We start from the raw sequence: 13,274 nt of genomic DNA, 5'->3' as shown, positions 1-13,274 counted from the left end.
CGTTTTATCGGGTTATCGGCGAACCACTTTTCGGACGAGCGGCAGGCTCACCCCAGCAGCCCGGCCGCGATGTTGATGGTGAACCCCAGGATCGCCGTATTGAACACGAAACCCACCAGCGAATGCGCCAGCACCACCCGCCGCAGTTGCCTGCCGGCGACGCCTACGTCGGAGGTTTGCACGGCCACGCTGATGGTGAACGAGAAGTAGTGAAAGTCCCAATAGTCCGGGTTGCGCTCGCCATCGGCGAAACGCAAGGGTGGTTCATGGTTGTGCCCGGTATAGAACAGGCGGGCGTAATGCAGGCCGAAGATGCAGCCGATCAGCAGCCAGGAGCCGGCCACGGTCAGGCCGGTGTAAAGGTAATGCAGCGCCAGTGCCGCGCCCTGCAGCCCTTTGCTGGACACCAGTTGCAGGGTGACCGCAGCGAGGCTGGCGATGGCCGCGATGCACACGGTGAGCAGGACCATGCCGGCGTTTTCGTCTTCGACACGCGCCACCTTGCGGACCTTTTCGGGGCTGGAGCCCCAGGTCAGGTGCAGCACCAGCAGCAGGTACAGCCATACGCCAAGGTTCCAGCCGGCGAGGATGTGCTGCACGGTGTCACTGGCGGGGATCAGCCAGGCGCCGACTAGGCCGACTGCGGCGGCGAAACTCAGGCGGGGGTGCGTTCGGGTCAGGCGGTGGAAAGCCATGGGGCCTCATTTACTGGGGGTTTGGCTACTACTCTAGACCGTTGCGACCGGAGTACTGGTTTACACGGTCTTTGTGGGCGCGTTGCCTGCGGTTTTCTTTGATGTCGCCCATCGCACGGCATTGCAACTCTCAGTACACTGCATGCTCAAACACCAACATCCGTTGAACTCGAGGTTTTTGCATGACGCTCAGTCCTTTGGCAGGCAAGCCGGCTCCGGCCAGCGTGCTGGTCGATATTCCCCGACTGCTCACCGCCTACTACACCGGCCGCCCCGACGCTGCCGTGGCGGCCCAGCGGGTGGCCTTCGGCACCTCGGGGCACCGGGGCACTTCGCTTGAATTGAGTTTCAACGAATACCACGTGCTGGCCATTACCCAGGCCATTTGCCTGTACCGCCAGGAAAAGGGCATCGATGGCCCGCTGTTCATCGGCGCCGACACCCACGCGCTGTCGGCACCGGCCACTGCCAGCGCCCTGGAAGTGCTGGCTGCCAATGGCGTGCAGGTGATGCTGTCCAAGGACGACGAATACACGCCCACGCCGGCCGTGTCCCACGCCATCCTCTGCCATAACCGTGGCCGCCAGCAGGGCCTGGCCGACGGCATCGTCATCACCCCGTCGCACAACCCGCCGCAAAGCGGTGGCTTCAAGTACAACCCGCCCAATGGCGGCCCTGCTGACAGCGACGTGACCAAGTGGGTCGAGGCCAAGGCCAACGAGTTGCTGGCAGCGAACCTGGCAGGCGTCAAGCGCATGGACCATGCCCAGGCGCTGCAGGCGCCGACCACCCAGCGCCACGACTACGTGAGCAGCTATGTGGCGGACCTAGAAAACGTCATCGACTTCGACATCATCCGCAGCGCCAAGCTGCGCCTGGGCGTCGACCCGTTGGGGGGGGCAGGGGTGCGCTACTGGTCGGCCATTGCCGAACACTACAAGCTGGACCTGGAAGTGGTGAACACCGAGGTGGACCCTACCTTCCGCTTCATGACTGTCGACTGGGACGGCCAGATCCGCATGGACCCTTCCTCGCCGTATGCCATGCAAGGCCTGATCGGCCTGCGCGAGCGCTTCGACGTGGCCTTTGCCTGCGACCCGGACCACGACCGCCACGGCATCGTCACCTCGGACGGCCTGCTGGCGCCGAACAACTACCTGGCCGTCGCCATCGACTACCTGTTCCGCCACCGCCCGCAATGGCGCAACGACGCCGCGGTGGGCAAGACCGTGGTGTCCAGCGGCCTGATCGACCGCGTCACCCAGCGCCTGGGTCGTGAACTGTACGAAGTGCCGGTGGGCTTCAAGTACTTTGCCCAAGGGTTGTTCGACGGCTCGCTTGGCTTTGGCGGCGAAGAGAGCGCCGGTGCGTCGTTCCTGCGCCGTGATGGTTCGGTCTGGGCGACCGACAAGGACGGGCTGATCCCGGCCTTGCTGGCCGCCGAGATGACCGCCCGCACCGGGCGCAACCCGAGCCAGGCCTATGCCGACCTGACTGACGCGCTGGGCAAGCCGTTCGCCACCCGTGTCGAGGCCAAGGCCGATGCGCGGCAGAAGGCGTTGCTGAGCAAGCTGGCGCCGGAGCAGGTCAAGTCGACCGAACTGGCCGGCGAGCCGATCGTGCAGATCCTCAGCCACGCGCCGGGCAATGGCCAGGCGATTGGCGGGCTGAAGGTGATGACCGCCAATGGCTGGTTCGCCGCGCGGCCGTCGGGCACCGAGGACATCTACAAGATCTACGCCGAAAGCTTCATCGACGAGGCGCACCTGCAGCGCCTGGTGCAGGAAGCGCAGGTGCTGGTGGATGCGGCGATTGCCTGACCGGTAACAAACCGCTTGGTGCTGCGGCGCAACGTAAATTAGAATTAATCCTATTTACGCCGCCGCAGGGCCATCCCCATGATCGACGCCGCGCCGCCACCGGAGCCTAGCCTGCCTGCCCTGTACCGGGAGCATCGCAGCTGGCTTGAAACCTGGCTACGCCGGCGCCTGGGCAATGCCTGGGATGCCGCCGACCTCAGCCAGGATACCTTCCTGCGGGTACTGACCAGTGCCCAGCCATTGGCAGACATTCGTGAGCCACGCGCCTACCTGCTGACCGTGGGCAAGCGGCTGCTGAGCAACTTCCACCAGCGGCGCAGCTTGGAGCAGGCCTACCTTGATGCCCTGGCGCATCTGCCCGAGCAGCACGTGCCCTCGCCAGAGCAGCGCTGGGTGTTGCTGGAAACCCTGCAAGCCCTGGATGAGCTGCTCGATGGCCTGAAGGCGCCGGTGCGCAAAGCCTTTCTGTGGAGCCAGCTCGAAGGCCTGGGTTATGCCGAAATAGGCAAGCGCCTGGGCGTTTGCGAGCGCTCCGTCAAACGCTACATGGCGCAGGCTTACGAACATTGCCTGCTGGCCGAGTTGCAATGACCACCCACTCCCCCGAAATCCGCGAAGCGGTGCGTGCTGCCGCCCGCTGGCTGGCGTTGCTCGATTCTGGCAACGCCAGCGAGGCCGACTTGCTGCGCCTGGCACAGTGGCGGGCGAGCAGCAGCCTGCATGAAGACGCCTGGCAGAAGGCATCATTGCTGCGCGAGCGATTTTCCGGGTTGCCCGGGGCGTTGGCCATGGCCACCCTGGACCGCCCGGACGCCGGCCGCCGCGCGCTACTCAAGCAAGCCTTGGGTGTGGCGGCGCTGCTACCGGCCGCCTGGCTGGCAAGCCGCGAGCTGCCGCTGGAGGCCTGGACGGCCGACATGCGCACAGGGATAGGGGAGCGCCGGCAGGTGCTGCTGAGCGATGGCACCTTTGTACAGCTGAACACTGACAGTGCGGTGGATATCGACCTGCGCGCGCGCCGGCTGACGCTGTTGCGCGGCGAAGTGGCGCTCAGGGTACCCGATAGCCTGAGCCTGGCCGTTCAGGTGCCTTATGGGCAGGTCGCTCTCAGCGCCGGCGACTTCAATGCGGGTGAAGTGTGTTTGCGCATGGTCGATGAGGCCTGCCGGGTGTCAGTGGTCAAGGGGCTGGCCAACCTGCAGCCCCTGCGTGGTGCGGCCCGGGTGCTTCAGGCAGGGCAGCAGGCCAGCTTGCAGGTGGCTGGCGTCGGCCCGGTTGCCGCCCTGGACGAATGGCTGCTGGGCTGGCGCGAAGGCGTGCTGCGCCTGGATGACCGCCCCTTGGGCGAGCTGTTGCATGAACTGCGACGGTACCGCCCCGGTGTGCTGCGCTGGGCCCCGGAACTGGAACAGCTCAGGGTCACCGGCACTTTCCGCCTTGACGATACTGATCGGGTGCTGGCCTTGCTTGCCGCCAGCCTGCCGTTGCAGGTACAGGCACGCACGCGTTTTTGGGTGAGCCTGGTTGGGCGAGAAAATCGTGCATGAGGCTGTCCCCTTTTTTTCACTCGCCGGTCATTACCGGTAGAAGAAACTAAAGGGGAGCCTTGTTCAATGCCTGCAGTAATGTTTTGCCGCTTGCGCCCACTGGTGCGCGCAGTGCGGCCGTTGTTCGCCATGAGCCTGTTGTTGTCTGCACCCGCCTGGGCCGATGAGGCAGCGCGGCGTGCCTATCAGGTACCGGCCGCCAGCCTGGGCGCCGCACTCACCCGGTTTGCCGACCAGGCCGGCGTCAGCCTTTCGCTGGACCCGGCACTGGTCCAGGGCCGGCAGAGCAATGGCCTGTCGGGTAGCTACAGTGTCGAAGAAGGTTTCTTGCGGCTGCTGAGTGGCAGCGGCCTGCAATTGCTGCCCGTGGGTGAGGGCGCTTTCACTCTGGTGCCGGCGCCCCAGGCGGGCGGGGCGCTGGAAATTGCCCCCACCAGCATTGTCGGCGGCCTGGCGGCGGGCGGTGAAGCACAGCCTTATGCCGGTGGGCAGGTTTCGCGCCAAGGTGCACAGGGCCTGCTTGGCGCACGCGACTTCATGGAAACCCCGTTCAGCATCACCAGCTACACCAGCGAGCTGGTGAAGAACCAGCAAGCGCGAACCTTGGGCGAGCTCATCGCCACCGACCCCTCGGTGCGTGCCACCAACCCGGCGGGTGGGCGTTTCGAGCAGTTCACCATTCGCGGCTTCAGCCTGTTCAACAGTGATGTGGCGTACAACGGCCTGTACGGCATCTTGCCGACCTACTCGATCGACATGGAAATGGCCGACCGGGTCGATATCATCAAAGGCCCCAGCCAGTTGATCAACGGCATTTCGCCGCGTGGCAGCGTAGGCGGCGGCATCAATGTGCAGCCCAAGCGGGCCGGCGACAAGCCGATCACCGAATTTACCGGCAGCTATGCGTCGGCTGGCCAGGCAGGCGGCGCGGTGGACGTTGGCCGGCGCTTTGGCGAAGGCCAGCAGTTTGGCGTGCGCTTCAACGGTGTGAAGCAGGCGGGCGATACCGAATGGGACCACCAGCGCGTCGAGCGCGAAATGGCGGTGCTGGGCCTGGATTTTCGTGGCGAGCGCCTGCGCTTGTCGGCAGACCTCGGCCACACCGAGCGTGACACCGATGCGCCGCAAGAGCGTGTGCTGGTCGGTGCCAACGCCAAAGTGCCGGACGCCAACGATGTACGCCACAACTATGCCCAGGCCTGGAGCAAGGCGCGCACCAACGACACCTTCGGCGCACTGCATGCCGAGTACGACGTCAGCGAGTCGCTGCTGGCCTATGGCGCGGTCGGCGCGCGCAAAAGCAACCACGACTTCCTGCGGCACAACGTGTCCATCACCAACGATGCCGGTGACTTCACCGTGCAGCCGCGTGACTTTACCCGCGATGAAACGGTGCGCACCGCCATGGCGGGTGTACGCAACTGGTTTCACACCGGGCCCGTCAGCCACGAGCTGAACCTGGCCGCCACCTACTTCTACATGGACTTCACCAACGGCGGCGCGCGCTATGCTTCGGCGCCCAGTAACCTCTACAACCCGGTAGCGACGCCTACGCCTGGTACCCCCACCCGCATCGATCCAGAGGTATACACGGAAAACCGCTTTTCTGGCGTCGCCCTGGCCGACACCCTCGGGTTTTTCGATGACCGCCTGCTGCTGACCCTGGGGGCGCGCTGGCAGCGGGTGCAGGTGGATGACTGGAGCGACGGCGTCAAGGGCGACACCGCCTACGACGAAGAAAAGGTCTCGCCTTCTGGCGGTGTGTTGCTCAAGGTTACTGACCAGCTGTCGCTGTACGCCAACTACATGGAAGGCCTGAGCCAGGGCAAGATCGCGCCGTCGACCTCGGTCAATGAAGACCAGATCTTCCCGCCGTTCACCAGCCGCCAGGTCGAGGTGGGGGCCAAGTACGACCTGGGCCAGGTCGCCTTTACCGCCAGTGCCTTCCGTATTCGCCAGCCGGCCTACGAGACCAACGCCACTTCGCGGGTGTTCGGCCCTAATGGCAAACGCGACAACCGCGGTATCGAGCTGAGCGTGTTCGGTGAACCCGTACAAGGGGTGCGGGTGCTGGGTGGGGTGATGTATATCGACAGCGAGCTGACCGATACCGTGGGTGGCGCCGTTGATGGCAACCGTGCGCCGGCCACACCCGAGTACAACGTCAACCTTGGCGCCGAGTGGGACGTGCCGGGGGTGAATGGCCTGACCCTGACGGCGCGCGGCATTCACTCCAGCTCGCAGTACCTGGACCAGAACAACAGCAAGCAGATCGATGGCTGGGAGCGCTACGACCTGGGGGCGCGCTATGCCTTCAAGGTGGACGCTACCGAGGTTACCTTGCGCGCCAGTGTCGAGAACGTGCTGGATGATCGCTACTGGAGCTCGGCAGGTGCCTCCGATGACAGTGAGCCGGGGCTGACCCTTTCCACGCCGCGTACCTACCTGCTATCGGCAACCGTCGGTTTTTAAGCCCAGAACGGCCCCTTGTAGGGACGGCCTGCAGAATCAGGTGGGTGCAATTGCCCGGCCCAGCTTTTGCGCCTGGCCCTGCAACACGCGCATCAGGTGCGCCGCCGCATGGGACGGCGGCTCGAAGCGCGAATAGACAAAGCTGATGTCGAAGTGAATTTCGTCCGCCAGCGGCACCACCGCCAGGCCGCTGTCCTGCGCCACGAATTCGTCGATCACGCTGATGCCCATGCCTTGCTTGACCAGCGCCACAGCCTCGTTGGCATTGGTGAACGACAACAGTGACGGCAATTGCGCGCCGTGGCGCTCGATGTGCTCGGCAAGCAGTTTGCCAAACGGCATGTCGGGCCTGAACAGCAGCAGCGGATGGCCTTCCAGTTGTTGCAAGGTCAGTGAGGTATGCCCGGCCAATGCGTGCGCGGGTGGCATCACCACCACCATGCGCCCGCGCATGAAGGGCTGCGAATGCAGGTGATCGTGTACCACGGGCAGGGCGGCAATCGACAGGTCGACCTTTTTCGACAGGATCTGGTTGGGCATCTCGCCCATCAGCGAGGTTTGCCACTCGATGTTCAGCGAAGGCGCCTCACGCTTGAGCTGGGCCAGGGCAATCGGGATGACCACCGTCGACAGCGAAGCGCTGCACGAGATGCGCAGCTTGCGGTGGCCGCCAGCGCCCAGTGACAGGGCGCATTCGTTGACCTCCAGCGCTGCCTGGTAAACCCGCTCGACTTCGCGGAACAGCACCTGCGCCTCGGCCGTGGGCACCAGGCGATTGTTGATGCGCTCGAACAGGCGGTAGCTCAAACGCCCTTCGATGTACTGGATCAGCTTGCTGACAGCTGGCTGCGATACGTACAGCAGCTTGGCCGCCGCGCTGATCGAGCCGGTCAGCATCACTGCACGGAACACTTCCATGTGCCGCAGCTTGAACACCATTGGGCTTGCGTTTGCGCCTTCGTTGCCAAGCAGCATATCTATTACCTTCGGTTATGGTCTTTGCCATCTGGGTATGAGCGTCAAACCCGGCCACGCAGTATCTTGAACCCAGCCAAATCGCGCTTGCGGCGCACAATAACAAGATCTGAAGGCCAGCGCAGTGGCGCTTGCCGGGAGTGTGTTGCGTGAACATCTTTGACGAACCGAAGATCGATTGCCATAACCATTTGTTTGACCCCGCCCGTTTCCCGTACCACCCCGACGCACCCTATGCGCCCTCCGGCCAGGAAGTCGCCACCCAGGAACAGTTCACCCGGGTGATGGACGCCTACGGCGTGCAACATGCCTTGCTGGTGGGCCCGAACAGCGGCTACCACACCGACAACCGCTGCCTGCTGCATGCCTTGGCCACCGGGCAGGGGCGGTTCAAGGGTGTGGCGGTGGTCGAGGCGGGTATACATCTCGATGCGCTGGCTGCGCTGCAGGCGCAGGGGGTGGTCGGTATCGCTTTCAACCCCGCGCTCTACGGGGTGGCCAGCCTCAAGGACGTAGACGGGCTGTTCGGCAAGCTTGCCGAACTCGACCTGTTCGCCCAGGTGCAGGTCTGCGAAGACCAACTGCTTGAACTGCGTAGCCTGCTTCAGGGCTCGCGTGCACGCTTGTTGATCGACCATTGCGGCCGGCCGGACGTGGCGGCTGGCGTGCAGCAACCGGGCTTCCAGGCCTTGCTGCAACTGGCCGACAGTGGCCGCGCCAGCGTCAAGCTGTCTGGCATGCAGAAGTTCGCGGCGGCCGATGCGTTGCTGGAGCAAAGCCGTGCCTACGTGCACGCGTTGCTCGAAGCCTTCGGTGCGGATGCCTGCGTGTGGGGTTCGGATTGGCCGTTCATTCGCCAGCGCTCGCGGGTGGACTACGGCCCGCTGCTGAAACTGGCCGAGCGCCTGATGCCGGATGCCCGGCTGCGCCAGGCAGTGATGTGGGACACCCCACGACGTCTGTTCGGGTTCGCCTAGAACCTCGTTTTGCCATTCCAATAACAAGAGAGCAACCGTCATGAACACTGAACAGAACGCCAGCCTCGGGGTGTTTGACACCCCGGCACGCGCGCAGCAACGCACCCGCACCCGCTTCATGATCCTGGCGCTGATTTCGGGCGGCACCATGATCAACTACCTCGACCGCAGCGTGATGGGCATTGCCGCGCCTAGCATCAGTGCCGACCTGGGCCTGAACGCGGCAATGATGGGGGTGATCTTTTCTGCCTTCTCGTGGACCTACGCCGCCGCGCAGATCCCGGGCGGCATCCTTATCGACCGGCTGGGCACCAAGCTCACCTACTGGCTGGCGCTAACGTTGTGGTCGCTGTTCACCGGCCTGCAAGGGCTGGCGCAGGGCTTTCTGTCGTTGCTGGGCATGCGCTTTCTGGTGGGCATGACCGAAGCACCGTGCTTCCCTACCAACAGCCGGGTAGTGGCTACCTGGTTCCCGCAGAGTGAGCGGGCCAGGGCGACCGGCATCTACACCTTTGCCGAGTACACCGGGCTGGCGTTCCTGACGCCATTGCTGTTCTGGGTGCTGCATGCCTATGGCTGGCGCTTTCTGCTGCTGGCCGTGGGCCTGCTGGGTATCCTCTATGGCCTGGTGTGGTGGCGCAAGTACCACGAGCCGCACGAGTCGACCACCGCCAACCAGGCCGAACTCGACTATATCGCCGCCGGTGGCGGGGTGGTCGATGGCGGGCAGAAAGCCACCCAGTTCCGCTGGTCGCAGATCCCTGCGCTGCTCAAGCACCGCAACATGCTGGGCATCTGCCTGGGGCAGTTCGCCTGCAACTCCACCAACGTGTTCTTCCTGACCTGGTTCCCCACTTACCTGGTCACCGAGCGGCATATGCCCTGGCTCAAGGTCGGTTGGGTGGCGGTGCTGCCGTTCATTGCCGCTTCGCTGGGCACCCTGGTCGGCGGCTGGCTATCTGACGCCTTGCTGCGCCGTGGCTACTCGCTGAACGTGGCGCGCAAGCTGCCGGTAATCGCCGGGTTGCTGACCGCTTCGGTGATCGTGCTGGCCAACTACGTCGAGTCCGACGCGCTGGTCATCACCATCCTGTGCATCGCCTATTTCGCCCAGGGCATGTCGGCGCTGGCCTGGATGATCGTCTCCGATATCGCCCCCAAAGGTTTGCTGGGCCTCAGTGGTGGCCTGTTCAACCTGTTTGCCAACGCGGCGGGCATCGTTACACCCCTGACCATCGGCATCATCGTTTCGCTGACCGGCTCGTTCGTCTGGGCCCTGGCGTTCGTGTCGTCGATCACCGTGCTGGGGGCGCTGTGCTACCTGTTCATGGTCAGCGACTTGCGTCGCTTGCCGGAAATTCCTTCTGAAGAAAATGGAGCTAACCAATGAGCCAGTACCTGCAAGGCCAGACCGCAATCGTGACCGGTGGCATGCGTGGCATCGGCCTGGCGATCGCCCAGCGCCTGCATGCCGCCGGCGCCCAGGTGGTGATCTGGGACCTCGCTGTCGACGGCTGGGACAGCGTGGAAAACGGCTTTGAGCCGGTGCTGCGCCAGGCGGTCGATGTGTCGTCGCTGGCCTCGGTGGAGGCGGCTTTTGCCGAGACGCTGGGGCGCCTGGGGCAGGTGCAGATCCTGGTCAACAATGCCGGCATCAACGGCCCGGTGGTGGCGTCGTGGGAGTACCCGCCAGAGGCCTGGGACAAGGTCATCGCCATCGACCTGAACGGCGTGTTCTATTGCTGCCGCACCGCCATCCCGCACATGCGTGAACGTGGCTACGGGCGCATCGTCAATATCGCCTCCATGGCCGGCAAGGATGGCGTGCAGTACATCTCGGGCTACTCGGCCGCCAAGGCCGGGGTCATCGCCTTCACCAAGGCAGCGGCCAAGGAGCTGGCCCAGGACGGTGTGCTGCTCAACTGCGTGGCACCGGCCATGGTCGAGACGCCGCTGATGGCCGAGATGACAGCGGAGCATATTGCCGCGAGCAAGGCCAAGATCCCCATGGGGCGCTTCCTCAAGGCCGAGGAGATCGCCAATATGGTCAGCTGGATTGCCGGGCCCGAGTGCAGCTTTACCACCGGCTTTGTCTTCGACCTCAGTGGTGGGAGGGCGACCTATTGACTGGCCTGGGCGTTGCGCACCTGACGGCGCTGCAACTGGCGCCGGCGAGGCTGGTACGCGAGGCGCGCCACGCCGGCTTCAGTGCGGTGGGGCTGCGCCTGCACCCGGTGATGGCGGGTGCACTGGCCTACCCGGTTGCGGCCGGTAGCCAGGCAATGCGTGAGCTGCGCGCGGTGCTGGCTGGGGAAGGCGTGCGGGTGACGGACATCGAGTTCGTGTCGCTGACGGCGCAAACCCGGGTGGCTGATTACCAGGCGCTGTTGGCTGCAGGTGCCGAGCTGGGGGCGGTGAGCCTGACAGTGTCCGGCGACGATGAGGATGTTGCGCGGCTGACCGGCAACTTTGCAGCGCTGTGTGAGATGGCGCGTGGCTATGGCCTGCGCGTGGACCTGGAGTTCATGCGCTGGCGGCCGGTGGCGACTTTGCAACAGGCTTGCACGGTGGTGACGGGGGCGGGGCAGGCCAACAGTGGCGTGCTGGTCGATGCCTTGCACCTGTTCCGCTCCGGTGGCCAGGTGGCCGACATCGGCGCAGTCGACCCGCATTTGCTGCGTGCGGTGCAACTGTGTGATGCACCGATGCTGGCGCCTGCAGAGGCGCTGATCATCGCGGAAGCGCGCGAGGGCCGCTTGCTGCCGGGCGAAGGGCAGCTGCCGCTGGCAACGTTGCTGGCGGCGTTGCCGGGGGACGTGGAGATCAGTGTGGAGGTGCCGTGCGCCGGCTTGCCCGCCGAGCAGCGGCTGCAAGCGGCGGCACAGGTAACCCACGCCTGGCTGCACGGCAGGCGACCTGTGTCACCCGCTGTGCAGGTTGCCGGTCACTGCTGATCCGGTACCACGGCGATCACGTCGATCTCCATCAGCCACTCGGCCTGGGCCAACCCGGCGACCACCAGCCCCGTGGAGATCGGGAATACGCCCTTCAGCCACTTGCCCACTTCCTTGTACACCGGCTCGCGGAAGCGTGGGTCGGTGATGTAGGTGGTGGTCTTGACGATGTGCGACAGGTCCGAGCCCGCTTCTTCAAGCAGTTGCTTGACGTTCTTCATCGCCTGTTCGGTCTGCGCCTGGGGGTTACCCAGGCCCACCAGCTTGCCTTCGAAGTCGGTACCGACCTGGCCGCGCACATAGATGGTGTTACCGGCCCGCACGGCCTGGCACAGGTCGTTGTCCAGGGTCTGGTTGGGGTAGGTTTCCTTGGTGTTGAACATGCGGATGCGAGTATGGGTAGGCATCAGTGGGCTCCGAGGGTGCTGACGTTGCTGATCGTGTTGGTTTGCTGCTCATCCGCCTCGCGCTGTTCGCGGTCGCGGTAGGCCAGGTAGGTGCGTTGCGTGGCGATGTGGCCGGCGACGTGCTTGGCGTCGTGCCACACGCCCCAGATGAACGACGAACCACGGCGCGACAACCACGGCAGGCCAAGGAAGTACACGCCAGGTTCGCGGGCAACGCCGCGCTGGTGCTGGGGCTTGCCGTTGGCATCGAAGGTGTCCACCTGCAGCCAGCTGAAGTCCACGCCGTACCCGGTGGCCCAGATGATGCTGGTAACGCCGGCCTTGGCCAGGTCCAGTTCGCGCAGCGGGTTGCTCATGCAGGCCGGGTCGGCCAGGCGAATGCGGGCTTCGGGTTCTTCCGGCAGGTCCAGGCCGTTGCTTTCGATGTAGGCATCGGCGGCATCCAGCAGGGCCAGGTAGTTTTCATCGCCGCGGTTGATGTTCTCGACCAGGTTGTCCTGGAAGCGCGCCACGCCGTTCTCGAACGACTGGGTAAGGCCGACCAGGGTCATGCCTTGATGGGCGAGGGCACGGAAGTCCACGGTGTGGCCGCCACGGGCGCCGCTGACGGCGATGGTGACGTGCTCGCGACCGGGCTTGGCGATTTCTGCGTCCCACTCACCCAGCACACCCAGCCACCAGCAGAAGTCGCGGTTGCGGTAGGCCCGTGGCGGGCGGTCGTGGGTACCGACCGACAGGTACACCTGGCGGCCTGCGCGCATCAGTTCTTCGGCAATCTGCACCCCGGAGGAGCCTGCGCCCACCACCAGCACTGCGCCCTCAGGCAACTGCTCGGGGTTGAAGTAGGCGGCGGAGTGGATCTGGTGCAGGTTGCTGTCTTTCGGCGCGATGGCCGGGATCACCGGCTTCTGGAACGGGCCGGTGGCAGCCACCACACGGTTTGCGCGAATCACCCCTTCATTGGTTTCGATGGTGAAGCCAGGGCGGTCGCTGTTGCGCACCACGCGCTTCACTTCGATGCCGGTGCGCACTGGCAGGTTGTACTTGCGTACGTACTGCTCGAAGTAGTCGGCCACTTGGTCCTTGCCCGCGAAGGCGTCGGCGTCGAGGTTGAATTCCAGGCCTGGGAAGCGGTCGTGCCAGACCGGGCCGTTGGCCACCAGCGAGTCCCAGCGGCCGGTGCGCCAGGCCTCGGCGATGCGGTTGCGCTCAAGCACCAGGTGCGGCACGCCAAGCTTGTTCAGGTGTTCGCTCATGGCCACGCCGGCCTGGCCGGCGCCGACGACGAGTGTGTCGATTTCGAGGTTGTTCAGTGTCATGTCCGAGCCCTTGTTCAGGCGGTTTTTGTAAGGTCGGTTTGGAGGACCGTTGCCTGGAGCCAGACTAGGGATGCTGCACGAATGGCGAAAATAGTATTTAGCTGGTGC

The 13,274-nt window shown here is 64.7% G+C and carries 12 protein-coding genes; 8 read left to right on the top strand and 4 right to left on the bottom strand.

Going from position 1 to position 13,274, the window contains the following annotated elements; all coding sequences use genetic code 11:
• Positions 1-47: 47 nt before the first annotated feature.
• Positions 48-695 (bottom strand): DUF1345 domain-containing protein, encoded by a 648-nt coding sequence (locus ABI582_RS06985; RefSeq protein WP_442118773.1) that lies wholly within the window; start codon positions 693-695, stop codon positions 48-50.
• Between the two features lie 182 nt (positions 696-877).
• On the opposite strand from ABI582_RS06985, the gene pgm reads away from it, so the two are divergent.
• The 4 genes from pgm to ABI582_RS06965 all read left to right on the top strand — a co-directional run bounded on the left by pgm (position 878) and on the right by ABI582_RS06965 (position 6,534).
• Positions 878-2,515 carry a phosphoglucomutase (alpha-D-glucose-1,6-bisphosphate-dependent) gene (pgm, locus tag ABI582_RS06980; protein WP_442118772.1) on the top strand — a complete coding sequence of 546 codons (1,638 nt, stop codon included), beginning with the start codon at positions 878-880 and terminating at the stop codon, positions 2,513-2,515.
• A 78-nt stretch (positions 2,516-2,593) separates the two neighbouring features.
• Entirely contained in the window at positions 2,594-3,106 is a 513-nt protein-coding gene (locus ABI582_RS06975) for a sigma-70 family RNA polymerase sigma factor (protein WP_063424624.1), read from the top strand.
• The gene (locus ABI582_RS06970; protein ID WP_442118771.1) at positions 3,103-4,062 is read left to right on the top strand and encodes a FecR domain-containing protein; all 960 of its coding nucleotides are present in this window, start codon (positions 3,103-3,105) and stop codon (positions 4,060-4,062) included. The genes ABI582_RS06975 and ABI582_RS06970 overlap by 4 nt, the downstream gene beginning before the upstream one ends.
• A 66-nt stretch (positions 4,063-4,128) precedes the next feature.
• Positions 4,129-6,534: a TonB-dependent siderophore receptor gene (locus tag ABI582_RS06965; RefSeq protein ID WP_442118770.1), complete on the top strand. Its 2,406-nt coding sequence runs from the start codon at positions 4,129-4,131 to the stop codon at positions 6,532-6,534.
• A 36-nt stretch (positions 6,535-6,570) separates the two neighbouring features.
• On the opposite strand, the gene ABI582_RS06960 is transcribed toward ABI582_RS06965, so the two are convergent.
• Entirely contained in the window at positions 6,571-7,509 is a 939-nt protein-coding gene (locus ABI582_RS06960; RefSeq protein ID WP_442118769.1) for a LysR family transcriptional regulator, read from the bottom strand.
• A gap of 149 nt (positions 7,510-7,658) precedes the next feature.
• On the opposite strand from ABI582_RS06960, the gene ABI582_RS06955 reads away from it, so the two are divergent.
• From ABI582_RS06955 to ABI582_RS06940, 4 genes are read left to right on the top strand one after another with little or no spacing between them, the layout of a single operon-like run.
• A complete protein-coding gene (locus ABI582_RS06955; RefSeq protein ID WP_442118768.1) occupies positions 7,659-8,486 on the top strand; it encodes an amidohydrolase family protein in 828 nt (275 codons plus the stop codon).
• A gap of 40 nt (positions 8,487-8,526) precedes the next feature.
• A complete protein-coding gene (locus tag ABI582_RS06950; protein WP_442118767.1) occupies positions 8,527-9,876 on the top strand; it encodes an MFS transporter in 1,350 nt (449 codons plus the stop codon).
• Positions 9,873-10,613, top strand: a complete 741-nt coding sequence (locus ABI582_RS06945) for an SDR family NAD(P)-dependent oxidoreductase (RefSeq protein ID WP_442118766.1) — start codon at positions 9,873-9,875, stop codon at positions 10,611-10,613. Before ABI582_RS06950 ends, ABI582_RS06945 begins: the two co-directional genes overlap by 4 nt.
• Entirely contained in the window at positions 10,610-11,440 is an 831-nt protein-coding gene (locus ABI582_RS06940) for a sugar phosphate isomerase/epimerase family protein (protein ID WP_442118765.1), read from the top strand. The genes ABI582_RS06945 and ABI582_RS06940 overlap by 4 nt, the downstream gene beginning before the upstream one ends.
• Here the strand turns inward: ABI582_RS06940 and ABI582_RS06935 are convergent.
• Both ABI582_RS06935 and ABI582_RS06930 read right to left on the bottom strand, forming a co-directional pair.
• Complete coding sequence (locus tag ABI582_RS06935) at positions 11,431-11,847, bottom strand: RidA family protein (protein WP_016499337.1); 417 nt, start codon at positions 11,845-11,847, stop codon at positions 11,431-11,433. The two genes, ABI582_RS06940 and ABI582_RS06935, sit on opposite strands and share 10 nt — an antisense overlap.
• The gene (locus ABI582_RS06930) at positions 11,847-13,166 is read right to left on the bottom strand and encodes a flavin-containing monooxygenase (protein ID WP_442118764.1); all 1,320 of its coding nucleotides are present in this window, start codon (positions 13,164-13,166) and stop codon (positions 11,847-11,849) included. Before ABI582_RS06930 ends, ABI582_RS06935 begins: the two co-directional genes overlap by 1 nt.
• Positions 13,167-13,274: the final 108 nt, after the last annotated feature.

The sequence above is a fragment of the Pseudomonas sp. SAS7 genome (assembly GCF_052112345.1).
Taxonomy (GTDB): Bacteria; Pseudomonadota; Gammaproteobacteria; order Pseudomonadales; family Pseudomonadaceae; genus Aquipseudomonas; species Aquipseudomonas putida_Q.
The sequence above is the reverse complement of the archived record's forward strand: the minus strand, read 5'-3'. Positions and strand labels throughout refer to the sequence as shown.